At 32.6% G+C, this 25,119-nt stretch carries 25 protein-coding genes; 8 read left to right on the forward strand and 17 right to left on the reverse strand.

The annotated features are described in order from the left end of the window. Positions 1-50: 50 nt before the first annotated feature. The 3 genes from LQ622_RS11120 (at position 51) to LQ622_RS11130 (ending at position 2,043) form a co-directional block, all read left to right on the forward strand. Positions 51-350, forward strand: coding sequence for a YtxH domain-containing protein (locus LQ622_RS11120; protein WP_025905157.1), 300 nt, complete (start codon positions 51-53; stop codon positions 348-350). Between the two features lie 72 nt (positions 351-422). Beyond that, positions 423-1,490, forward strand: coding sequence for a YihY/virulence factor BrkB family protein (locus LQ622_RS11125; protein WP_025905156.1), 1,068 nt, complete (start codon positions 423-425; stop codon positions 1,488-1,490). Continuing rightward, complete coding sequence (locus LQ622_RS11130; protein ID WP_037590452.1) at positions 1,474-2,043, forward strand: beta-class carbonic anhydrase; 570 nt, start codon at positions 1,474-1,476, stop codon at positions 2,041-2,043. The genes LQ622_RS11125 and LQ622_RS11130 overlap by 17 nt, the downstream gene beginning before the upstream one ends. Positions 2,044-2,082: 39 nt before the next feature. Here LQ622_RS11130 and LQ622_RS11135 read toward each other — a convergent pair whose 3' ends face one another. The 5 genes from LQ622_RS11135 to map form a co-directional block, all read right to left on the reverse strand. Then, the gene (locus tag LQ622_RS11135) at positions 2,083-2,712 is read right to left on the reverse strand and encodes a response regulator transcription factor (RefSeq protein WP_025905154.1); all 630 of its coding nucleotides are present in this window, start codon (positions 2,710-2,712) and stop codon (positions 2,083-2,085) included. Beyond that, on the reverse strand, positions 2,702-3,745 hold the full coding sequence (locus LQ622_RS11140) for a sensor histidine kinase (protein ID WP_037590451.1): 1,044 nt from the start codon (positions 3,743-3,745) through the stop codon (positions 2,702-2,704). The genes LQ622_RS11135 and LQ622_RS11140 overlap by 11 nt, the downstream gene beginning before the upstream one ends. Then, a complete protein-coding gene (gene liaF / locus LQ622_RS11145) occupies positions 3,742-4,452 on the reverse strand; it encodes a cell wall-active antibiotics response protein LiaF (RefSeq protein ID WP_204188920.1) in 711 nt (236 codons plus the stop codon). Before liaF ends, LQ622_RS11140 begins: the two co-directional genes overlap by 4 nt. Positions 4,453-4,467: 15 nt before the next feature. Then, complete coding sequence (locus tag LQ622_RS11150; protein ID WP_235906914.1) at positions 4,468-4,878, reverse strand: hypothetical protein; 411 nt, start codon at positions 4,876-4,878, stop codon at positions 4,468-4,470. A 145-nt stretch (positions 4,879-5,023) separates the two neighbouring features. Further along, entirely contained in the window at positions 5,024-5,779 is a 756-nt protein-coding gene (gene map / locus LQ622_RS11155) for a type I methionyl aminopeptidase (protein WP_025905150.1), read from the reverse strand. Positions 5,780-5,876: 97 nt separating this feature from the next. Between map and LQ622_RS11160 the strand changes: the two genes are divergently transcribed. Then, positions 5,877-6,872, forward strand: a complete 996-nt coding sequence (locus LQ622_RS11160) for an FUSC family protein (RefSeq protein ID WP_191835831.1) — start codon at positions 5,877-5,879, stop codon at positions 6,870-6,872. Between the two features lie 58 nt (positions 6,873-6,930). Here LQ622_RS11160 and gatD read toward each other — a convergent pair whose 3' ends face one another. Continuing rightward, complete coding sequence (gene gatD / locus LQ622_RS11165) at positions 6,931-7,653, reverse strand: lipid II isoglutaminyl synthase subunit GatD (RefSeq protein ID WP_037590448.1); 723 nt, start codon at positions 7,651-7,653, stop codon at positions 6,931-6,933. After that, entirely contained in the window at positions 7,653-8,963 is a 1,311-nt protein-coding gene (murT, locus tag LQ622_RS11170; protein WP_204173704.1) for a lipid II isoglutaminyl synthase subunit MurT, read from the reverse strand. The genes gatD and murT overlap by 1 nt, the downstream gene beginning before the upstream one ends. A 146-nt stretch (positions 8,964-9,109) precedes the next feature. Between murT and LQ622_RS11175 the strand changes: the two genes are divergently transcribed. Together LQ622_RS11175 and LQ622_RS11180 are read left to right on the forward strand one after the other, a co-directional pair. Next, positions 9,110-9,616, forward strand: coding sequence for a ferritin (locus tag LQ622_RS11175; RefSeq protein ID WP_025905146.1), 507 nt, complete (start codon positions 9,110-9,112; stop codon positions 9,614-9,616). A 142-nt stretch (positions 9,617-9,758) separates the two neighbouring features. Continuing rightward, positions 9,759-10,313, forward strand: coding sequence for a 3'-5' exonuclease (locus LQ622_RS11180; RefSeq protein WP_126477100.1), 555 nt, complete (start codon positions 9,759-9,761; stop codon positions 10,311-10,313). Positions 10,314-10,365: 52 nt separating this feature from the next. Here the strand turns inward: LQ622_RS11180 and LQ622_RS11185 are convergent, their stop codons facing one another. The 10 genes from LQ622_RS11185 to gatC form a co-directional block, all read right to left on the reverse strand. Then, on the reverse strand, positions 10,366-10,581 hold the full coding sequence (locus LQ622_RS11185; RefSeq protein WP_048540669.1) for a hypothetical protein: 216 nt from the start codon (positions 10,579-10,581) through the stop codon (positions 10,366-10,368). 118 nt (positions 10,582-10,699) lie between these two features. Next, a complete protein-coding gene (gene dinB / locus LQ622_RS11190; protein ID WP_126477101.1) occupies positions 10,700-11,767 on the reverse strand; it encodes a DNA polymerase IV in 1,068 nt (355 codons plus the stop codon). Positions 11,768-11,836: 69 nt separating this feature from the next. After that, the gene (locus tag LQ622_RS11195) at positions 11,837-12,382 is read right to left on the reverse strand and encodes a DUF3267 domain-containing protein (protein ID WP_058591878.1); all 546 of its coding nucleotides are present in this window, start codon (positions 12,380-12,382) and stop codon (positions 11,837-11,839) included. A gap of 95 nt (positions 12,383-12,477) precedes the next feature. Beyond that, complete coding sequence (locus LQ622_RS11200) at positions 12,478-13,602, reverse strand: PQQ-dependent sugar dehydrogenase (RefSeq protein ID WP_239762574.1); 1,125 nt, start codon at positions 13,600-13,602, stop codon at positions 12,478-12,480. A 236-nt stretch (positions 13,603-13,838) separates the two neighbouring features. Beyond that, complete coding sequence (gene rlmD, locus LQ622_RS11205) at positions 13,839-15,212, reverse strand: 23S rRNA (uracil(1939)-C(5))-methyltransferase RlmD (protein WP_239775126.1); 1,374 nt, start codon at positions 15,210-15,212, stop codon at positions 13,839-13,841. A gap of 60 nt (positions 15,213-15,272) precedes the next feature. Further along, positions 15,273-16,238, reverse strand: a complete 966-nt coding sequence (locus tag LQ622_RS11210) for a diacylglycerol kinase (protein WP_025905139.1) — start codon at positions 16,236-16,238, stop codon at positions 15,273-15,275. A 71-nt stretch (positions 16,239-16,309) separates the two neighbouring features. After that, positions 16,310-17,761 (reverse strand): helicase HerA-like domain-containing protein, encoded by a 1,452-nt coding sequence (locus tag LQ622_RS11215; protein ID WP_239775127.1) that lies wholly within the window; start codon positions 17,759-17,761, stop codon positions 16,310-16,312. 668 nt (positions 17,762-18,429) lie between these two features. Continuing rightward, positions 18,430-19,857, reverse strand: coding sequence for an Asp-tRNA(Asn)/Glu-tRNA(Gln) amidotransferase subunit GatB (gene gatB / locus LQ622_RS11220; protein ID WP_037590579.1), 1,428 nt, complete (start codon positions 19,855-19,857; stop codon positions 18,430-18,432). A 6-nt stretch (positions 19,858-19,863) separates the two neighbouring features. Further along, complete coding sequence (gene gatA / locus LQ622_RS11225) at positions 19,864-21,330, reverse strand: Asp-tRNA(Asn)/Glu-tRNA(Gln) amidotransferase subunit GatA (RefSeq protein ID WP_239762570.1); 1,467 nt, start codon at positions 21,328-21,330, stop codon at positions 19,864-19,866. A 3-nt stretch (positions 21,331-21,333) separates the two neighbouring features. After that, positions 21,334-21,633: an Asp-tRNA(Asn)/Glu-tRNA(Gln) amidotransferase subunit GatC gene (gatC, locus tag LQ622_RS11230; protein WP_025905135.1), complete on the reverse strand. Its 300-nt coding sequence runs from the start codon at positions 21,631-21,633 to the stop codon at positions 21,334-21,336. Between the two features lie 165 nt (positions 21,634-21,798). Here gatC and putP (LQ622_RS11235) point away from each other — a divergent pair, with 165 nt between their 5' ends. Further along, the gene (putP, locus tag LQ622_RS11235; protein ID WP_204168129.1) at positions 21,799-23,328 is read left to right on the forward strand and encodes a sodium/proline symporter PutP; all 1,530 of its coding nucleotides are present in this window, start codon (positions 21,799-21,801) and stop codon (positions 23,326-23,328) included. Between the two features lie 241 nt (positions 23,329-23,569). Further along, entirely contained in the window at positions 23,570-25,102 is a 1,533-nt protein-coding gene (putP, locus tag LQ622_RS11240) for a sodium/proline symporter PutP (RefSeq protein ID WP_275589919.1), read from the forward strand. The last annotated feature ends 17 nt before the right edge of the window (positions 25,103-25,119 follow it).

Consider the following 25,119-nt stretch of genomic DNA (forward strand, 5'->3'; position numbering starts at 1 on the left):
GTAGGTCAATGTTAATTTAAAGTTATATTCTTGAAAGGGGAAAAAACATTATGCAAAACAAATTAGTTCCTGCTATTTTAATAGGTGGTACAATTGGCGCAATTATTGCATTAGCTGATAAAAATACTCGCCAATCGTTATCAAACCAAGTGCAAAACATTAAAGAAGGCAACACTTCAAGAGAACCTTCTAAATTAGATCAAATTAAAGATGAAGTTCTATACTGGAAAGATGTAATCGAAGAAATTCGTCGTAAAAATCCAGAATTAGAGCAATCAATTATGGATGCTAAAGATACATTCATTGAGAAAAAGAATCAAAGACAAATCTCAGGTTCAAACCATTCATAATTTATATTAAAGACTAGGCTTATTCATCTAACCTAGTCTTTTTTAACATCATATTAAATTAGGAGAATTTATATGGGAAATGATAAATCGAGCTCAAAATTTTTAGAACAAGCTAAAAACTTTAAAGACGAACAAAAAAAGTCTATTAAGAAAGAATATTATATTCCACCACAAAAATTTGAATCTAAGACAGCAAAGAAAGATAACCAAATATTTTATGTTTCAAAGATTAATAAGCCAGCTAAATTTACGAAAGACGGTAATATTTTATCAACTTTAATTTACAGAATCGGTAAGGATAATGCTACAGGACTTGCAGCACAGCTTTCATACTATTTCTTACTTGCGTTATTCCCTACTCTAATATTTGTGTTAACGTTGATACCGTTATTCCAAGTCAACCCTGATACAATTACAAATATGATATCAGAAAATGCACCTGGCGATACGGCAAAGTTAATTACTGGGATAATTGATGACGTTATGAATAATGCTAGTGGTGGCTTATTCTCATTCGGTTTAATCGCAGCATTATGGTCTGCATCAAATGGTATGACTGCTTTAATGAACGCATTTAATGTCGCTTATGATGTTGAAGATGGAAGAAATGCTATCATACTTAAAATCATGAGTGTCTTCTTCACAGTTATTATGGTTGTTGTATTTGGTATTGCAATAGCACTACCTATATTTGGTCAACAAATCGGCAATTTATTATTTGGTCCTTTAGGATTAGAATCTGAATTACGTTGGATATTTAGTTTAATAAAAGTCGTACTACCATTAATTGTGACATTTATCGTATTTATCACACTTTATACACTCGCACCAAACATCAAAATTAAATTATTATCAGTTGTTCCTGGTGCAGCTTTTACAACAATTGCATGGTTAGGTTCAAGTGCTTTATTTGGTGTATATGTTAATAATTTCGCTAACTACTCTAAAACATACGGTAGTATCGGAGGTATTATCGTACTCATGATTTGGTTATTCTTAACTGGATTAATTATTATCATCGGTGCAGAAATAAACGCAGTACTACATCAGAAGAAAATGCTTAAAAATGGATCACCAGAAGAACAAGCATTTAATAACTTAACAGAAAACGGTGATATGACTAATGCCTCTATTGAATGATATTTTAGAATATAATGCAGCTTTTATAGAAAACAAGGAATATGAAAATCTTATAACAACAAAGACACCTAACGCTAAAGCAGTATTACTCACGTGTATGGATACGCGATTAACAGAACTTTCTACACGTGCATTAGGCTTTAAAAATGGCGATATCAAAGTTGTTAAAAATGCTGGCGCAACTATTTCTCATCCATATGGTTCTACAATGCGAAGTTTATTAGTAGCGATTTATGCACTTGGCGCTGAAGAAATCATTATCATGGGTCATAAAGACTGTGGTATGGGGAATTTAGATGTTGATTCAGTAATAGATACAATGAAAAGCCGTGGTATCACAGATGATACACTTAACACAATCGAACATTCAGGTATTAATATTCATCAATTCTTAAGAGGATTTGATGATGTAACTGAAAATGTTCAAACAAATATACAAAAAGTATATAACCATCCATTATTTGATCAATCTGTTCCGATACATGGACTCGTAATTGATCCACATAATGGTGATTTAGAAGTGATTCAAAATGGATATGAATATACTAAATAAAAGAAGTTGAGCTCCTTTCTGGAAGCTCAACTTCTTTTATTATGATATTAAATTATGTTGAAAGGCATATATAACAGCCTGTGTTCTATCTTGTACTTCTAATTTACTTAATATATTACTAACGTGTGTTTTAACTGTCTTAATCGTAATATGTGAGGCACTTGCTATTTCTTGGTTTGAATAACCTTTAGCGATTAATAATAATATTTCCATTTCTCGTTCAGTCAACATTTCGAATAATTCAGCTTTCTGGTTCATTCTATTTCTCATTTTAACAAGTACTTCTGGTTCGAAAATAGACTCTTTATTGTACGTCTTTCGTATCGCATTTGCGATATCATCCGCAGAAGTCGTCTTTAATATATAACTATCAACACCTGCATCTAAAGCTTGGTAGACTTCATTATCTTCAATGAAACTTGTTAACATGACGATTTTAACACTTGGTTGATGCTTTTTTATATGTTGTGTTGCTTCTATACCATTCATATCATCCATCACTAAATCCATTAAAATGACATCGGGTTCTAATTCTTCAGCTTTTTCAATACCTTCTCTTCCTGATGCTGCTTCTCCTATGACGGATATATCTTCTTGTGTAGATAAATAACTAGAGATTCCGATTCGAACCATTTCATGATCATCTACAAATAATACTCTAATTGTCATATTGTTCCTCCTTATTATTTGGTACCTTAACTTCAATACGCGTTCCCGATTCAGGCATTGAAATAATATTGAGAGTGGCTCCAATTTCTAATGCACGTTCATTCATTGTATTTAGCCCATAACTCTGTGGATCTCTTTTAGATGTGTCAAAACCTACCCCATCATCTTGTATACGTAATATAACATAATCATTCGTATCTATTAACTCTATTGAAACTTTTGTACCTTTAGAATGACGTAACGTATTAGATATGGCTTCTTGAGTTATACGGAATAGATGGTCTTCCGTACCTTTGGCTATTTCTATATCTTCTATATCATAAACAACTTTCATTGGTATTTTTTGTTTCAAGTCGACTACTAAATCTTTAATACCTTCACCAAGGGATTTATTTTTTAATCCTAAAGGTCTTAAATGTAATAATAAAGCACGCATTTCTAATTGCGAATCTTGTATCATTTTTTCTAATAAGTCTACTTGTTTAGCTAATGGCTCTTTTAATTCTGATGATTTAATTGCAGATAACATCATACTTGCCGCAAATAATTGCTGACTTACAGAGTCATGTAATTCTCTTGCTAATCTTTGTCGTTCATCTTCTATGATTTTTTTAACGACAGAATCTTGCATTTGATACGATTCATTAATTATTTGTTGAGACTTTAATCTCAACGTGTATAGTTCTTCATGCAAAGGAATTAATGTTTGATAAATTTCTAAAGTTTCTTTGTGCAAATCAATTTCATGGTGATTCACACCTAACATTTCTCCTTGAAAAGATCTTTCGATTTGCTCTTTAATCCAATGATGCTGTTGATTAATTTTGTAGGCTACTGCAGTCCCTATTATGATACATAGTAAAATCACTACAATATTGATAAACAGGAATGCTGGTACACCTAATATTTGTGTGTAAAATAAACCTTGAAAATATATAATATTAATAAAAATTCGATCTAAGAAAAATAAAATGCCGACAATTGTATAAACAAGAATAAGCATTGAACCTATAATTCTCGTGTAGTTATTCATCGATAAATCACCTCAACATCTCCCATAAATGTTGAGAAGAATATATTAACTTTAAATGAATTTTTATGACTATTTTCCTCATAATGTACCGTTTCATTTTTTACTCTGTACACTTGATCATTCATATATAATCTGCCATATAAAGCAGTTATATGTACATGTACATGGTAATTATAAGGAACAATAATTTGCGTCTTTCCAATATATTGTCTCACGACAATAACATTATGCTCAGATAAATTAGCAGCTAAAGATAAATCTAATTCAATATCTCCAATTGCTTGTTGAATTTGTATATCTTCCCATTTATAAATATAGTGTGGTGTCTTTTGTGGAGAGAACCATCGCTGTTTTATAAATGATTCGTTAATATTTTCATTGGACGTTTGATCGACATGTTCTACTCTTAATGGTTTCTTACGATATAGAAGATATCTAATAACTAAAAATACTAAGAATAAAAATAAAATGGCAAGCATGTATGGATTAGAAAGTAATGCATAAATCATTAAAATGGCGCCTATCCAAAATATAATTAATCCCCGTAATTTATGAAAATATAAATACCCTACATATATAAATATCGTACCCATTACAACAACGAGTAATAAGCCAATTTTCTCAAAGAAAATATAGTAAATGTTTGATAACAACATCAATACAGATAATACGATCAACAATTCCGTTGATATAAATTTATTCTTCAACATACCACTCCTTTTTTAGAGAAGTGAATTCATCTGAGTAAGCATCGTACGCTCAGCTATCGTTTCAGCAATTTTATCTAAAGTACTTTTCATAGCTTCGTCAATTTTCGCTAATTCACTTTCTAACATATTAATTTGCTTTTGTAACCATTGTAAATCATGATCTTCTAATTTTTTAGCACATTTAATTTTAAAATCTTCAATCTTGTCCATATACTTATTGTCTAATTCTAAAGTATATTTATCAATTAATTTACTTAATTGACAACGTTTTTGTTCAAGATACGTTAAGTACTGCTTCATAGCTTTAATTTTAACATCTAAGCGTTTAGCACATGTATCTAAACTTTCATAATATGAAACAAGAATTAATTGCTTTAGTTGATCTGAAACAACATTAAACATAGAATCACCTACTTCTGTCATATTAGACTCTATTATAAAATGTTATTTAAATTCTAAAAATGGACCTAGGATTGAATTTTCAATAGGACCTTAGTCTTAGAAAAATAAAAAGGAGTAGTATAGAATCTTGTATGTTTAATCAATTCTATCCACTCCTCTTATATTTTTAGTCTTCTAATTTAGTTAATAATAATGGTCCTTCTTTAGTTACAACAATTGTGTGCTCAATTTGAGCGACGAAACTTTTATCTTTCGTTTCAAATGCCCAATCATTTTTACCGTCGCTAACGATTGTTGCATTTGATGAGATAAATGGTTCTACTGCAAGTACCATACCTTCTTTAAGCAATTGTTTTTCTAATGGATCATAATAGTTCATAACATGTTGTGGTGAATCGTGTAATGAACGTCCTACACCATGACCAGTTAAGTTTTTAATAACTTTTAAGCCATTTTTACGTGCTGTTGCATTTACTGCTCTACCAATTTGAGATAATTTAGCACCTGGCTTAACTTTCTTCATTGCTTCTTCAAAAGCCATAGCTGCTACATCTACTACTAATTGTTTTTTCGGATCATCTGCATTACCAACAACAAATGAAATACCTGTATCTGCATAATAGCCATTTTTACGAGCAGAAACGTCTATATTTACAAGATCGCCTTCGTTAATCACACGTTTACCAGGTATACCGTGCGCAACCTCTTCATTTACACTTATACATGTGTAACCAGGAAAATCATACTCTGCAATAGGTGCTGATTCTGCTTCTAACTCTTCAAATCTTTCCTTTGCGATGTTATCTAATTCTTTAGTTGTAATTCCGGGTTTAGTTGCTTCTTTTAACTCATCACGAATTATTGCACAAATTTTACCTATTTCTTTTAGGCCTTCAAGTTCTTCATTGTTTTGAATTATCATTTAAATCCCGTTCTTTCTTTTAAAATTTTTTTGTCGTTTATCATTATATCAGAAAATGCATGTTATACTATAAAAAAATGATTTCGGAGTTTTGAATATGAAAGAAAATTGGTTATCTCGAATTATCGGTGCAAGAATTATTAAAACTGGATTAGCAACTTTTTTAACTGCTTTAATATGTATGTCTTTAAATTTAAATCCTATATTTGCGGTTATCACATCTATTGTGACAATTGAACCTACAGCTAAAGCATCCTTAAAGAAAGCATTTGTTAGGTTCCCCGCTTCAATACTTGGTGCATTTATTGCCGTTATTAGTACATACTTCTTTGGAGAATCACCTTTAAGTTATTCATTAGCAGCAACCGTCACAATTTTAGTTTGTTATAAGCTTAAATTATTTGATGGTATGTTAGTAGCTGCCATTACAGCTGTTGCAATGGTTCCTGTTATCCATGAAGCATTTGTATATAATTTCGTATCACGATTAGCGACGACTACAATTGGACTTGCAACAGCAGGCATCGTCAATTTTATTATTTTGCCACCTAAATATATAAATCAAATAGAAGACATCAATCATAAAATGGATCAAAGTATTTTAGAAATATACATATCTAGACTTAAAGAACTCTTACTAGGTGAATATGAATCTGCCCTATCCATGAAAAAAGTATCAACATTACAACAACAAGCCACTAAAATTGAACAACTTATCAAATACCAAAAAGAAGAATACGATTACCATAGAGCAAAGAAAGAATCTAAATCTCATATTAGAAAAGTCGAAATGAAATATCACATTAACCGACTACTAAACGCACATTTATTAAACCTAGTATATTTACCAGAGAATACGCACATCGTCTTTACCGAAAAAGAACGCACAGCAATCTCAAATTTCATCAAATCCTATGAACACTTAATAAAAGAAAATGAATATAAAAAACAAAAAAATGCAGCATCCACTTTAAAAAATAGTGTTAAAGGGCTGAACGAATTTGATGAAAACCAAATCAAAAGTCACATTATTTATGAAATACTCATGATTAATAAAATTTTAAACGATAGATATTCAAGATTAACAAAATAACTAAGCTAAAATATTAAAAAGCGGCTGAGACATTAATTTATGTCCCAGCCGCTTTTTATTATTTTGCTTTTAACAATCGTTTAATAATAGCTTGTTTTGCCGCTTCTTCAACTGTATTGTCTAGTTGTTCTGGTTCGAATGTTATACCTTTTCGGATACATGCTTGTTTTAATAAGTAATCCGTGATTTCGTGGTTTTTAGGTAATATTGGTCCATGTAAATATGTACCTAATAAATTTTTATAATGGATACCTTCTTTCTTATCTGTATCATTGTTACCATACCCATCAACGACTTTACCTAATGTAGGATATTCGTGATATGTTCTTCCACCATGATTCTCGAAACCGACAATTTGTCCAAATGTTTCTGATTCAATTACAATATCTCCTATTAGACGGTCTTTCTTAGATTCTGTATAAATATCAAGAATGTTTAAACCTTCTAATCTTGTTCCATCAGGTGTTACATACTCAGATCCTAAAAATTGATAGCCTCCACATATTGTTAATGTTGGCATGCCGTCTTCAATTGCGTCTTTAAGTTGTGTTTTAATTTTCTTTAATTGCTCTGTTGCTAAACTTTGTTCTCTATCACTTCCACCGCCAATAAAGAAAATGTCACAATCATCTAAACTTAATTGATCAGTATCTGTTATATCTATTACTTCTACTTCTATATTACGCCATTTTGCACGTTGTTTCAGTGCAATGATATTGCCAATATCTCCGTATAAATTTAATTTATCTGGCATAAAATGAAATATTTTTATTGATGACATTACGCTTCCTCCTTGAAGGCTTTATTCAATGTTCGATGCATTGGTGATAAAGATGTATAGTTTGGAATTGCAACTGTAAACTGATTGTATGTCATTGATAGTTCCGTTGCCTTTTCTATTGAATGTTCTATAATAACTTCCGCTTCAACTTCAGCATATTTCAGTCTTAATGCTAATTCTTCAGCTCTTTGTCCTGTACAGATGATGGTTTTGATATTCTGTCTAGATAATTTTTCAAAGTCTGCATCATAAATCCATGAAATATCTCTTCCATCTGCACCATTATCATTCAAACTGATTAAATAAACTTTTTCTCCATCAATTTGTTCACCAACAGATAAACTTGCATTAAGTCCTGCAGGGTTTTTAGCTAAGTTAATAAGCGCTTCTTTTTTACTATTTCTATAGTATTGCATACGCCCATTATCAGAAGTATATGTTTCAAATCCAGCTTTAATAGATTGATCATTTAAACCTAATTCTCTTAATACTGAATAAGCTGCAATGACATTAAATACATTAAAATCACCAGCAATCTTCATATCAAAATGTGCATCATTTAAGCCGACATGTATAAATGGTTCTTGTTTAAATGCTGTCACTTCATATTGTGGAGTCGCTCTATTGAATCCACATTCACATGTATAATGACCAATTTGGTTGTAATGTATATGACTATAATTTAATAATCTACCACAATTAGGACAATATTTACTTTCAACCATTGTACTTTGTTCAAATTCATGTATCCCTTTTTGCATACCATAATATACGATGTCATCACTTGCTATTTTTAATCGACTAACGAAAGGATCATCTGCATTCAGTAATAGTTTAATTCCTTTATCTTTGATTGAATTGGCAATATTATCTACCATCGTATCGATTTCACCAAATCTATCCATTTGGTCTCTAAAGAAGTTTGTCACTACCATCATAGAAGGTGTCATTTCTTTTAACACTCTTGGTATAGAACCCTCGTCTATTTCTATAACAGCAATTTTAGTATTTTTATTAGATTGAACAATAAAGCTTGAAGTAATCCCAGCTGCCATATTGGCACCTTCAGTATTATGTATAATTTCAATATTGTTCTTCTTTAATGTATAACCTATTAAGTTCGATGTCGTCGTTTTACCGTTCGTACCACTAATCATCACGATTTCATCTACTTCATTTGCTAACTTTCTTAAAATAAGCGGGTCTATTTTTCGAGCTATTTGTCCCGGAAGATCCGTACCTTGTTTACCTACTTTTCTACTAGCATATCGAGCTAGCTTTGCTATATTTTTCGCAACATACTTCTTCATACGTTACCTCCTTGTTCTGTCACATCATTATACCACGTTCAAAAGCTTTAAAAAAAGTGTTTAACTGTATCAAATCGTTGGTTTCATTTTGTTGTTATTGTATAATAAAAATGTAAGTTAAAATTATTATAGAAGGGAAGATTTCTATGTTATCTAAAAATATTTTAGATGCTTTAAACAATCAGTTGAATCATGAATTTTACGCAGCACATGCATATATGGCAATGGCAGCTTATTGTGCAGATAAGAGTTACGATGGATTTGCAAACTTCTATATTCAACAAGCTAAAGAAGAACGTTTCCATGGTATGAAAATATATGACTATATTAACGATCGTGGTGAAAAAGCTATTTTCACAGCTTTAGATGCACCTAAGACTGAATTCAGTTCTTTATTAGAAACATTTAAAGATGGATTAGCTCAAGAACAAGATGTTACACGTCGATTCTACAATTTATCTGAAATTGCTAAAGAAGAAAAAGACTTTGCTACAATTTCATTCTTAAACTGGTTCTTGGATGAACAAGTTGAAGAAGAATCTATGTTTGAAACACATATTGACTACTTAGAAAGAATTCAAGAAGACAATAACGCATTATTTATCTATGAAAAAGATTTAGCTTCTCGTCACTTCGATGAAGATGCTGAATAATTTATAGTCTTACAATACTTAAACAAGACCATCTCCATGAACTATTCATGGCAGATGGTCTTTATTCATTCTATCTACATACCATCATCATTTACATTATTCCAACAAATGTTTATAATAACTTTCTAAAGGAAGTGATGGCATGTCTTCATTTGTAGCACTTGATTTTGAAACAGCAAATGGAAGTCCGGAAAGTATTTGCTCTGTCGGAATGGTCAAAGTAATTGATCATCAAATTACAGAAACTTTTTATACATTAGTGAATCCCGAAGATTATTTTTCAAATATAAATATTAAAATTCATAAAATTAAACCTTCTGATGTGACAAATTCACCTACTTTCGATGTCGTGTTTCCATATATGATGGATTTCATCGGTACACTACCAGTTGTAGCACATAATGCTAAATTTGATATGACTGTATTGTTTAAATCACTCATTAAACACCAAATCGAAATTCCTGAATTAACGTATTTTTGTTCATGTATATTAGCTAGAAAAACAGTCAACAACCATAGATATGGACTTGCGCCAATGATGGATTATTATAATATTGATTTTAAAGGTCACCATCATGCGTTAAATGATGCTAAAGCATGTGCGATTATTACTTATCGATTGTTAAAACATTACCCAGACTTAGATGCTGTATTAGATATTTACGGCAAAACATTAACCGATAAAAAATATGTATAAATAAAAAGCTTCTAGGATAACATGACGCATCCTAGAAGCTTTTATTTTTTATTTACTCTTTGTGTTGGAATTCTTTTTTTATGTCTCTTTTTAAACTCGCTTTATTAACAGGTCTTTCTAATTTTCTATCAACCCAGAATAACAATATTGCTATCGCAATAATACCTAGTAATTTGATAATATCGAATGAACCTGTTTCAATGGAACTTTTAATAAATAAAATGATTAATAATACTGTAATTGCAATAATTGAAAATTTAAATTTCATATCAATCTCTACTTTCTTATTATAAGTATTAATAAATACCCACTTCTCATTTAGTCGAAACGCGCATTCAACAATATTCAGAATACTAAGGATACATGATGATATCAAGTAAATTGGTTTAAATAAAATCATATATTGTTAAATTGCGATACGTCCTCGAAACTAAATTCCCGATTGATACACCTACTAAACGTATAGAAGTCTCGGGGTCTTTTAATGAATTATATAAATCATATGCTATATTATATATTTCAACTTCGTCATAGACTGGTGTATGACTACTTGTTTGTTTAGATAATGTTTCAAAGTTATGTGTCTTAAGTTTAACTGTTATCGTTCGTCCTGCTAGTTCGTGTTTATCAGCTCTATTGGCAACTTCCGTACTCAATTTTCTAATCGTATTAAGTATAAAGTCATCATCATTTTGATCTGTTTCAAAAGTTGTTTCTCGACCGATTGATTTTCTAACACGTGTTGGTTTCACTGGCGAATGATCAATACCGCGTACTTTATTATAAAAGCTTACACCACGTTTACCGAATAATTGAATCAATTCCATTTGGTCATATGCGTATAAATCTTTACCATTATTGATTCCCAATGATTTCATCTTTTCTTCGGTTACTTTTCCAATACCCGCGAAATCTCCTATCGGCAACGACATCAACAAATCATGTACATTTTCATAATCTATTACTGTCCGACCACTCGGTTTATTCATACCGCTAGCGAGCTTTGCTAAAAATTTATTATAAGAAACGCCTGCTGAAGATGTAAGATACGTCTTATCATAAATATCTCGTTGAATGTATTGTGCAATCGTTGACGCAGGTAAGTCTTTTCTCACAAGTTCAGTAACGTCTAAATAAGCTTCATCTAACGATAAAGGTTCTACAATATCTGTATAACTTTTAAATATTGCCATTATATCATTCGACACTTCTCGATAATAATTAATTCTTGGGCGTACATAATAACCATCCGGACAAAGTTGATGTGCTTGAGCCATGGGCATAGCTGAATGAACACCAAATTTACGAGCTTCATAACTAGCTGTCGATACAACCCCTCTACCTGAAGCGCGTCCACCTATAATCACTGGTTTTCCTTTTAATTTTGGATTATCTCTTATTTCAACTTGAGCAAAGAAAGCATCCATATCAATGTGAATGATTCGCCGTTCCATTCTAAACACCTCTACAAAAAAATAGGAAGTTGGTTGCCCAAATTCCTATATATTATATCAAAAATCTTTTTAACTTGTTGATTGAACGTCTTTATTATCCGTAAATAAATTAATGCCTACTTCTGTATCTTCTACATAATTCATCTGTTTATTACTATAAATCACTTGCGCCATGTAAAAATCACCGATACATGCAGCACCATGAAAAGCAAATACATAAATAATAGAAGTGACTTGAAGCCATAATAATACAATTAATAATCCTATACTAATTAAAACAAATGGTGCTAATAATATGATATAAAATTGTTTTCTTGTAAAAATAGCATGTGGCATCGTTGCATAAAACATGCCTTTCATATATCCATATTTAACCTTTCCCTTTGGGTTAAATATTTTAAAACAAATACCGTGTATTAACTCATGGATAAACACTAATATAATTAAACCAACTAACCCGACTATAATATTTCTTACAAAGCCTTCTTCATAAATATATATGATATTCGCAATTAACTTAAAACTAATTAATATTAATGAAAGAAATAAAACAAATTGTAAAAGTGCTAACCTTTTTAATACAGATATATTGTTAACTAAGTCAATTTTAAGCATCCAATACCCCCGTGAAACCATTTCTTAATAACCTTTACATAATGATTATAAAATATAAATTCAATTTATACTAATGATTTTATGCTCGGTTTGAGTTATGAATTTAATTGACTTAGTGAAACTTTATACATCTTATCATCGTTTTTAGATGGATTACCCCTACCATCTGTATTGTTACTTACAAAATATAAATCATTATTTACAATGTAAACATCTCTAATTCTTCCATATTTAGTCGCCACTTTTTTCATTTCATCTTTTTCTACATCAAATCTCATAATACCTTCTCCACGCAATGCAGCAGAATAAATGATCCCATCTTTAAATGCGATGCCTGAAGGTGCCCAAGTATCATCTGATCCTGAAGTAAATATCGGGGTTTCCATATTATTATTTTCTTCATTACCTTCAATCACTGGCCAACCGTAATTATGCCCTTTTTTAATCTCATTTATTTCATCATTAGCCTGATTACCATGTTCACTCGCATACATCTGTCCATCTGGTGTCCATACAAGTCCTTGTGGATTTCTATGACCGTAACTATAAACATATGAATTAGACATCGGATTATCTTTAGGCTTACTACCATCAAGATTAATTCTTAAAATTTTACCACCTAAAGTATCTTTATCTTGTGCATTTTGTTCGTCTGAAGCATCTCCAGTTGTCGCGTATAATTTATCATCCGGTCCAATTTTTAAACGACCACCATGATGATATTGACCACTCGGAATTTTATCAATTAATACCTCTTCTTCTTTCCACGTATCATTTTCTAATTTTAATTTTACAATACGATTAAACTGGCCATTATCTTCATATGTGTAATACGCATATGCTTCTTGAGAATCTTTAAAATCAGGTGCAAGAACAAATCCTAATAAACCCGCTTCAGCAGCAGTAGAAACATCCTTCTCTAAATCCACTTGTTGCTCAGTCTTTTTATTGCCATCAATTTTAATAATTTTACCAGGACGTTCTGATAAATAAAACACATCATCTGATCTCGCAATACTCCAAGGTGTATCTAAACCTTGAGCTACCGTTTCAATCCCTTTAGTTTCTTTACGTTCTTGGTTGTCATCTGACTGACTCTGTTCATGTTCCATTTCATTCTGAGTTTGCTTACCTTTATCTTCAGTTTCATCACGCGAATCATTACCACAAGCAGATAAAATAAAACTAGCCGAAATCGCACTAATCATTAGTCGCTTCATAAACAACCCTCCTTACATTATTTATACAGTTGTAAACACTTTCACACAAACATAACGCTCAAAGGGAGCGGGACAGAAATCTAATTTGTATAAAAAGATTTCGTAGTCCCGTCCCGGCAAGGATGACTAGAGTTGAAAAAAGCTTGCTACAAGCGCATTTTCAATTCAGTCAGCTACTGCCAAGATACTAAAAGAGACTGAGACATTCCATTATGTCCCAATCTCCTTAGTGAATTCTATTCTGTTATTTTTTCGATTAAAGCTACTGTTTCGACGTGAGTTGTATGTGGAAACATGTCCACTGGTGTGATTTCTTTTAGTTGATAACCGCTATTTTTCAACAATTCTACATCTCTCACCTGTGTTGCAGGGTTACATGATATATATACTATTCTTTTTGGTGATAATTCGATTAATGTTTCAATAAATGTTTGATCGCATCCTTTTCTTGGTGGATCGACCATTACAACTTCTGGCTTAATACCTTCTTGTTGCCATTTTAAGATAATCTCTTCTGCTTTTCCTGCTTCCCATGTCGCGTTGTCTATATGGTTGATTTGCGCATTTTCTTTTGCGTTTTCTATAGCTTGTTCTACGACTTCCACGCCATAAACGTGTTTTGCTTTTTGTGACATGTATGAACCGATTGTCCCAATACCACAATATGCATCAATGACAGTTTCTTCTCCATCTAATTGTGCATACTCTAGCGCTTTATGATAAAGTTTTTCTGTTTGTGTTGGATTGATTTGATAGAAAGAAGTGTCGGATATTTTAAATTCATATTCAGAAAGTTTATCTGTAATGGTATCTTTCCCATATAAAGTATGTGACGTATGCCCCATAATAACATTTGATTTTTCTAAATTAATATTATGTTTAATGCTGACCACATTTTCAAATTCTGTTTGTATAAAATCAATTATTTTATTTTTATGGCTAAGTTGTTTACTATTCGTCACAAATATAACCATTGTTTCACCAGTATAATAACCAGTTCTCAAGATGATATGTCTTAATTCACCTTTGTGCTTTTGTTCATTATAAATACTGATGTTTGTTTCATCTATAAGTTGCTTAAGTTTCTTCATAATTAAATCATGCTTTTCATCTTGAATCATGCAATGATCTATATTCACAATATCGTGACTTCTTTGTCTATAGAATCCTAGTTCAATTTCACCAGATTTATTTTTCCCGACTGGTATTTGAGATTTATTACGATAATGCCACGGATTCTCCATACCAACTGTGTCGTGAATGATTGTATCTTCAAAATGTGATTTTCTCTTGAATAGATTAATCACTTGTTCTTTTTTCATTTCTAATTGCGCATTGTAACTTAAATGTTGGAGTTGACATCCACCACAAACTTTATAATATTCACAAGGTGGTTCAATTCTGTCCTTTGATGCTTCTTCAATGGAGATTAATTTACCAATAGCAAATTGCTTTTTCACTTTGATGACTTTAAATGAAATGGTTTCATCTTTAATTGCATTTGGTACGAAAATTGGATAACGATCGAATTTTACAACACCATGCCCTTCATGTGTAAAATCGATAACCTCTCCAGTATATATTTCATTCTTATTTACGACTCCTGCCATATTAACTCCCTCTTTCACGATAAACATAGAAAAAAGGGACAAAATAATGTCCCTATGTATTTATTCTTCTGTTTGTTCTTCGTGTAGTCTTTCTCGTTCTCTTTCTACTGTTTCAATTCCGTGCTCTCTCTTAACCCTCTCAAGTTTAGAAAAGACTTGTATATGTTGTTTTAAGTTTAAGAAATTAGCAGGTAATACGCCACCAAATTCACCATCAACATTTAATTGAATTTGCTCAAATGATGAGACATTAATTGTTTTAGCTTTAGTGTAATGAACTTTCGGATGATTGATATGATCACCTCTAGAAGCCAATGTCATAATATGTCCAAGTTCTGCTATATTCACTTTTTCTAATATAAGCAAAGTAAAATTACCATCATTAATATCAGCATCTGGTACAAGCTTTTCAAAGCCACCTATTGAATTCGTTAAGCCAATTAAAAACATCATCGCTTCGCCTTGGAATACATTACCATCATATTCGATACGTATATCAGTCGCTTTAATTTGTGGTAACATCTCTAAGCCTTTAATGTAATAAGCGAGTGGTCCAACCATTGTTTTCAATTTACTTGGCGCTTCATAAGAAACTTCTGTTATTTTACCGCCACCAGCAATATTAATAAAATAGCGATTGTTCATTTTACCAACATCTACTGGTACAAGATCACCTTTAATGATTGTATCTACAGCTTCCATTATATTGTTTGGAATAAGAAGTGCTCTACCAAAATCGTTAACTGTCCCCATAGGAATTAACCCTAGTTTAGGTCGCTTCTTTGCTTCTGCTATACCATTGATAACTTCATTTAAAGTACCATCTCCACCAGCAGCAATGATTACATCATAATCATATTTTAGAGCTTCCCTAGCAGCATGTGTCGCATCTCCAGCACTTGTTGTAGCATGAGCGCTCGTCTCATAACCAGCCTGTTCTAACTTAATTAATACATCAGGTAATGCTCTTTTAAATAACTCTCTTCCTGATGTTGGGTTGTAAATGATTCTAGCTTTTTTCTTCATTATGATCCCTCTTGTATATTCTTATATCTTTATATTAAAGCATATACTAAATATAAGAAAGCAAAAAATAATTAGCGTCTTTTCGTTCCAAATATATTACGTACGATTTCTCTACCAATTTGTCTTCCAACTGTTGATAAGAACTTAGACGTTTCTTTTTGGAATTGTGAAGGTTTTTCTTTCTTCTTAGATGTTGTTTCTTTCTTAGTTGACTGTGATTTCTTAGTTTTTGGTTCTTCTTCAGGTTGCTTTTCAATTTTATTTTGTAACATTTCATATGCACTTTCACGATCAAATGTTTCTTTATACGTTTCATTTAATGGTGCATTATCAATTAAATCTTTTTTTACAGATTCATCGATTACACCAATTTTACTTTCAGGTGGACGAATAAATGCACGTTCAACAATATTCGGTTGACCTTCATCATTTAAGAATGAAATCAACGCTTCCCCTGTTTTCAATTCTCCGATTACTTGAGCAGTATCGAAACTTTCATTTTGACGGAAAGTTTGTGCAGCACTTTTAATCGCTTTTTGATCTTTAGGTGTGTAACTTCTAAGTGCATGTTGCACTCTATTACCTAGTTGTCCAAGCACTGATTCTGGAATATCAATTGGATTTTGAGTTACAAAATAAATACCTACACCTTTAGAACGGATTAAACGTACTACTTGTTCAACTTTTTCAATTAACTCTTTAGAGCTGTCATTAAATAAAAGGTGGGCTTCATCAAAGAAGAATACAATTTTTGGTTTTTCAGGATCGCCTACTTCTGGAAGACTTTCAAATAGTTCAGATAATAACCATAATAAGAATGTTGCATATAATTTAGGCTTTTGATATAAAACAGATGCATCAAGTACATTAATCATACCTCTGCCTGATTCATCAAATTTAATAAAATCTTCTAATTGTAATGCAGGCTCTCCGAAGAACGTTTCAGCACCTTCAGATTCTAATCGTAATAATGCACGTTGAATTGCACCAATAGACGCAGAAGAAATATTACCGTATTTTTCAGCATACTCTGCTCTATTTTCATTAATTTCTTTTAAAAGCGCTTTAAAATCTTTCATATCAATCAGAAGCAGACCACTTTCATCAGCAACTTTAAATACAATATCTAATACACCTAATTGAGTATTATTTAAATCTAATAATTTACCGATTAATAGCGGACCCATTTCTGTGATCGTTGTACGAACAGGTACGCCCGTTTTTTGAAATACATCAAACAACGTTACAGGAAAAGCATTATTTTTGTAATCATCAATTTTCATCATATCAATACGTTCTTGAATCTTATCATTGATAGCGCCAGCCTCTGCAATACTTGATATGTCCCCTTTAACATCTGACATAAAGACTGGAACACCAGCTTTAGAAAATTGTTCAGCCAATACTTTTAAAGTAATTGTTTTACCAGTACCAGTAGCACCAGCAATCAAACCATGTCTATTAGCTTGACCTAATTCTAAATTGATTTCATTTTCATTTTTAGCTATTTTAATTTGCGTCATATGTAATTACGCCTCCATCGTCATTATGATTTAATACTATTGTACTTCAACACACCAACCATGCAAGTAATTAGATATAGAATTTGCAATTTAATAAGATTAAGAATTAATGGTGGCGTACCATTCATAATTCTGAATTGTGGTAGTTATGTGGGCGCTAACTTCCATTATTTCGAATTCTGGTAGTTAGAACGCTGTTACTTCCATTATTCTGAATTCTGGTAATTAGGTGGGCGCTCTCTTACGGACATTTCTCAGAATTCTGTCCCTAACAGCACCTCTTACGGACATTTCTCGGAATTCTGTCCTTAACACCACCTCTTACGGACATTTCTCAGAATTCTGTCCCTAACAGCACCTCTTACGGACACTTCTCGGAATTCTGTCCCTAACAACGCCTCTTACGGACACTTCTCGGAATTCTGTCCCTAACAACGCCTCTTACGGACATTTCTCGGAATTCTGTCCCTAACAACGCCTCTTACGGACATTTCTCAGAATTCTGTCCTTAACAGACCATCTTACGGACATTTCTCGGAATTCTGTCTCTAACAGCACCTCTTACGGACACTTCTCAGAATTCTGTCCCTAACAGCCGTGCCACCAACTCATTCAAAAAAATCTCGTCACGAGTACTTCACTCTGTGACGAGATTTTCATTATATTTATTATCTTTTTTCTAATTCTGATTTTAGTAATTGGTTGACGATTTGTGGGTTTGCTTGGCCTTTTGAAATTTTCATAATCTGACCTACTAAGAAGCCCATCGCTTTGCCTTTACCATTTTTAAAGTCTTCTACTGATTGTGGATTGTTGTCTAATGCTTCTGTAACAAATCCTAATAGTGTTGCTTCATCAGATATTTGTACAAGACCTTTGTCTTTCATAATTTGATGTGCGTCTCCACCGTTTTCAGCTAATTCAGGGAATACTTTCTTAGCAATTTTACTACTCATTGTACCATCTTCAATAAGTTTAATCATACCTGCTAAGTTTTCTGGAGTTAATGCAGTATCTTGTAATTCGATTTGATTTTTATTTAAGTATTCATTAACGCCACCCATTAACCAGTTAGATGTTAACTTAACGTCTGCACCATGTTCAATTGCTGCTTCAAAGAAATCTGACATTTCTTTAGTTAATGTTAATACATGTGCATCATAAGCTGGTAATCCTAATTCATTAACATAACGTTCTTTACGTACGTCTGGTAAATCTGGGATTGTTTGACGTACACGTTCTTTCCACTCATCATCAACGTATAATGGTACTAAGTCTGGCTCTGGGAAGTAACGATAGTCATCTGAACCTTCTTTAACACGCATTAAAATTGTTTCGCCAGTTGATTCGTTGAAACGACGTGTTTCTTGTAAAATTTCTCCACCAGCTAATAATACTTCTGCTTGGCGTTTTTCTTCATGTTCAAGACCTTTACGGACATAGTTAAATGAGTTTAAGTTTTTAAGCTCTGCTTTTGTACCGAATTCTTCTTGACCATATGGGCGTAATGAAATGTTGGCATCACAACGTAATGAACCTTCTTCCATTTTACAATCTGATACGCCTGTATATTGAATAATTGCACGTAATTTTTCTAAGTATGCATATGCTTCTTTAGGAGAACGAATATCAGGTTCAGAAACGATTTCGATTAAAGGTGTTCCTTGACGGTTTAAATCAACTAAAGAATATCCATCTTTATGAGTTAATTTCCCTGCATCTTCTTCCATGTGTAAACGTGTGATACCAATACGTTTAGTTTCTCCATCTACTTCAATATCAATCCAACCATTTTCACCAATTGGTTGATCGAATTGAGAAATTTGATAAGCTTTTGGATTATCTGGGTAGAAATAGTTTTTTCTATCAAATTTAGATTCTTTCGCAATATCCATATTTAATGCCATTGCTGCACGCATAGCCCAATCAACAGCTGTCTTGTTTACAACTGGTAATACGCCTGGATATGCTAAGTCAATAACGTTTGTATTTGTATTAGGTTCCGCACCGAAATGAGCGGGTGATGGTGAAAACATTTTTGATTCTGTTTTTAATTCGACGTGAACTTCTAAGCCGATAATTGTTTCAAAATGCATTCAGTTTCACACTCCTTGTAAAGTTTTATAGTCATCATGTAAGTTATATTGTGTTTCATATTGATAAGCAACTTTGTATATCGTTTTTTCATCGAATGGTTTACCAACAATTTGTAAACCAATTGGACGACCATTTGATTTACCACAAGGAATAGAGATTGATGGTACACCTGCTAAGTTAACTGGAATCGTTAAAATATCATTAGCGTACATTGTTAATGGATCATCAATTTGTTCACCAATATTGAATGCTGTCGTTGGTGCAGTTGGTCCTACGATAACATCATAATCTTCAAATACTTTTTCGAAGTCTTGTTTGATTAATGTACGAACTTTTTGAGCTTTTTTGTAGTAAGCATCGTAATAACCTGAACTTAATGCGAACGTTCCAAGCATAATACGACGTTTAACTTCATCTCCAAAGCCTTCACCACGAGATTTTTTGTATAGTTCTTCTAGTGTATTTGCTGCTTTTGAATGATAACCATAACGGATACCATCAAATCTTGCTAAGTTAGCTGATGCTTCAGAAGATGCAATGATATAGTAACTTGCTACACCGTATTTAGTATTTGGTAATGATACGCGATCAACTGTAGCACCTAAAGATTCTAAAGTTTTAACCGCTTCATTTACTGAATTCTTAACTTCTTCAGATACACCAGATCCAATGAATTCTTCTGGTACAGCTACTTTTAAGCCTTTAATATCTTTACCAATTTCAGACGTAAAGTCTACATCTTCAATCGGTGCACTTGTTGAATCTTGTGCGTCATGTCCAGAAATCGTTTCTAAGATTAACGCGTTATCTTTAACACTACGTGTAATAGGTCCAATTTGATCTAATGAAGAAGCAAATGCTACTAGACCAAAACGAGATACACGACCATATGTAGGTTTCATACCAACAACACCACAGTATGATGCTGGTTGACGGATTGAACCACCAGTATCTGAACCTAATGCAAATGGTACTAAGCTTGCTGCAACAGCTGCTGCTGAACCACCTGATGAACCACCTGGTACGGCTTTATGGTCAAATGGATTAACAGTTGTCTTGAAATAAGAGTTCTCATTTGAACCACCCATAGCAAATTCATCCATGTTAAGTTTACCAACTAAAATACCATTTTCAGCATTTAATTTATTCATAACTGTTGATTCATATATAGGAATAAAGCCTTCTAACATTTTACTTGCACATGTAGTTTCTACACCTTCAGTAATAATATTGTCTTTGATACCCATTGGAATACCAAATAACTTACCTTCCATTTTACCTTCAGCTTGTAATTTATCTTGTTCTTCAGCTTTTTTAATTGCTTGTTCTTTATCTAAAGCTAAGAATGCTTTAATATTTGCGTCGTCTGCTTCTATCGCATCAAAAATATCTCTAACAATTTCAGATGGCTTAATTTCATTATTTTTAATCATTTCTGATAAACGTTCAATTGTTTCATAACGAATTGTCATGCTTTAGTCCTCCTCGTTCATAATTGCTGGAACTTTAAATTGCCCCGCTTCTTTTTCTTTCGCATTAAGTAATGCTTGTTCTTGAGGAATTCCTGATTCACTCTTATCTTCTCTTAGAACATTTTGTAAGTCTAATACGTGGAATGTTGGTTCAACATTTTCAGTATCAACTTCATCTAATTGTCCTGCAAAATTTAAGATCTTTTCTAAAGATTGTGTGAATTCATTGACTTCGTCTTGTGAAACTTCAAGTCTAGCTAAATTAGCAACATGTTCAACTTGCTCAGATGTTACCTTCGTCATGTGCGACGCCTCCTTAGTTAATCTAACATCATATAATTTTAACAAATTTTCATATAAAAATCTAAAGTTATTAAAAATTAACTACATGAAAGCGCATACATTGTGTATAATAAATTATCAGAATTTTTTCTGAATTTTATGTCAATGAGTGAGAGGTGGTTTTTCATGTTTATACTTGGAAATACTTTTAAGAATGTTAAAGTCGAAACTTCTTGGGAAACATACGTCATGATTGCTATTTATTTTGCCATTTTATTAGCAATTGGATTTTATGCTTACAAACGTTCGACAAGTACGCTTGATGAATATATGTTAGGTGGCAGAGATTTAGGTGCACTTGTTACTGCCCTATCAGCAGGTGCTTCAGACATGAGTGGTTGGATGATTATGGGCTTGCCGGGATCTGTATATAGTATTGGTCTATCAGCAACTTGGATTGCGATTGGTCTTACAATAGGTGCTTGGCTTAATTACATACTCGTTGCATCACGTTTGAGAATTTATACTGAACTGACTGATAACGCTATTACTTTACCTGACTTTTTCGAAAAAAGATTATCAGATCATACAAGAATCGTTAAAGTTATTTCAGGATTAGTTATCGTTGTATTCTTTACGTTATACACACATTCTGGAATGGTAGCTGGTGGCGTACTATTTAATAGTGCATTTGGACTAGATTACCATGTCGGTTTATTTATAGCCGCTAGTATTGTTATTTTGTATACACTTTTCGGCGGTTATTTAGCTGTATCATTAACGGACTTCTTCCAAGGTGTCATTATGATCTTAGCATTGGTATTAGTACCTATCGTTGCGTTGTTAAAGTTAAATGGTCTAGACACGTTTAGTGAAGTTGGTGATTTAAAGCCTACGAATTTAGATTGGTTCAAAGGTACAACAACAGTTGGTATCATCAGTTTACTCGCTTGGGGATTAGGTTACTTCGGTCAACCACATATTATAGTACGTTTTATGTCTATCAAAACGCATAAACTAATGCCTAGAGCGCGTAGAATTGGTATTTCATGGATGGCAATTTCTTTATTAGGTGCTTGTATGACAGGATTAATTGGTATTGCTTTTGTTGAACACACTAATATAGAAGTTAAAAACCCAGAAACAATCTTTATCGTGATGAGTCAAATTTTATTCCATCCACTAATTGCAGGGTTCTTCTTAGCAGCAATTTTAGCTGCGATTATGAGTACAATTTCTTCACAGCTTCTTGTAACATCTAGTGCATTAACGCAAGACTTTTACATGTTATTGCGCAGAAAAACGTTACAAGATAAAAGTCATGAAAAGGAATTCGTTCTTGTAGGACGCTTATCTGTTTTACTAGTATCAATTGTTGCGATGTACATCGCGTGGAATCCAAATGATACAATCTTGAATTTAGTTGGTAATGCTTGGGCTGGATTTGGTGCAGCATTTGGTCCTTTAGTTTTATTATCACTATATTGGAAACGTCTAACTAAATACGGCGCGATTGCAGGAATTTTGACTGGTTCATTAGTCGTTATTTTCTGGATACTCATGAAAGATCATGGTGGCATTTTTGAATTTTACGAAATCATACCTGGATTTATTTCAAGTATAATCGTAACAGTTATTGTGAGCTTAATGACGAAACCACCTGTTGAATATGACCTTAAAAAGTTTGACGACATGGAACAAATTTTAAAAAGCTAAAAATTTTTAAAAAAGTTTACATCGTAATTTTATGAGCAAAATAAGTCATATGCATATCCTTTGTAAACATTTACACCGCAAGGCATAGAGCAATATTAAATATGAACAAATTGTGACATCATTCTATATAAATGATAAACTGAATATACGGATAATTTACTTTTTACCCTTTGATTATTATTTCATTTGTGTATAATGGTCAACGTGCAACTTTAAAATATTTAAATAAAGGAGCGGGAATATGTTTATTTTAGGACAAATTGATGCGAGCACTGGAGTTGCTTCAGGCTGGCAAACTTATTTCATGATTATAGTCTATTTTGTTGTTCTATTAGCAATTGGTTATTATGCTTATAAACAATCAACAAGCAATTTAGATGAGTACATGTTAGGTGGCCGTAGTATAGGTCCTTATGTAACAGCATTATCCGCTGGTGCATCCGATATGAGTGGTTGGATGATTATGGGACTTCCTGGTGAAGTTTACAGTATTGGATTATCAGCAACTTGGCTTGCTATCGGTTTAACAGTAGGTGCATGGTTAAATTACATATTAGTAGCACCGAAATTACGTGTATATACTGAACATACTGGAAATGCTATTACGATTCCAGATTTCTTTGAGAAACGTGTTGCAGATAATACACATGCTTTAAAAATTATTTCAGGTATTATCATTGTAGTATTCTTTACACTATATACTTCAGTTGGTATGGTTTCAGGCGGTACTTTATTCGAAAGTGCATTTGGTATGGATTATCGTCTTGGTATTATCTTAACTGCTGGTATCGTTGTAATATATACATTCTTCGGAGGATATTTAGCTGTTTCTCTAACAGACTTCTTCCAAGGTGTGATCATGTTAATAGCGATGGTTATGGTACCTATCGCGGCATTATTAACTTTAAACGGGTTAGATACTTTCCACACTGTAGCAGAAGTTAAACCAACAAACTTAGATTGGTTTAAAGGAACTTCAGTTGTAAGTATCATAGGATTAATTGCATGGGGACTTGGTTATTTTGGACAACCACATATTATTGTAAGATTTATGTCTATTAAATCACATAAACAATTACCAACAGCAAGAAGATTCGGTATCGGTTGGATGGCAGTTTCATTATTAGGTGCATGTTTAGTTGGTTTAACTGGTATTGCATACATTCATGACACGAGCCAAACAATTGATAACCCAGAAACAATCTTCATCTTAATGAGTCAAGTGTTATTCCACCCATTAGTTGGCGGGTTCTTCTTAGCAGCAATTTTAGCAGCTATTATGAGTACAATTTCATCTCAATTACTCGTTACATCAAGTGCTTTAACACAAGACTTCTATAAAATCATAACTAAAAAACGTGGTTATGAACCAGATAGAGATAAAGAATTTGTTATGGTAGGTAGATTTGCAGTATTAGCTGTAGCAGTTGTGGCAATATTACTTGCTTGGACTCCAAACGACACTATCCTTAACCTTGTAGGTAATGCTTGGGCAGGATTCGGTGCAGCATTTGGACCACTTGTATTAATGTCATTATACTGGAAAGGCTTAACGAAAAACGGTGCAATCGCAGGTATGGTTACGTCTTCAATCGTCGTACTATTCTGGATTATGATGAAAAGTCATGGCGGTATTTTCGAATTATACGAAATTATCCCAGGATTCTTCACAAACATCGTCGTTACAGTTATTGTAAGTTCATTTACTAAAAAGCCAGACAAAGAAGTTATTGATAACTTAGATCGTATGAAACGTATCTTAAAAGAAAATTAATATGGAAGAGACTGGTA

It is taken from the genome of Mammaliicoccus sp. N-M50, assembly GCF_022386995.1.
GTDB classification, from domain to species: domain Bacteria; phylum Bacillota; class Bacilli; order Staphylococcales; family Staphylococcaceae; genus Mammaliicoccus; species Mammaliicoccus sciuri_A.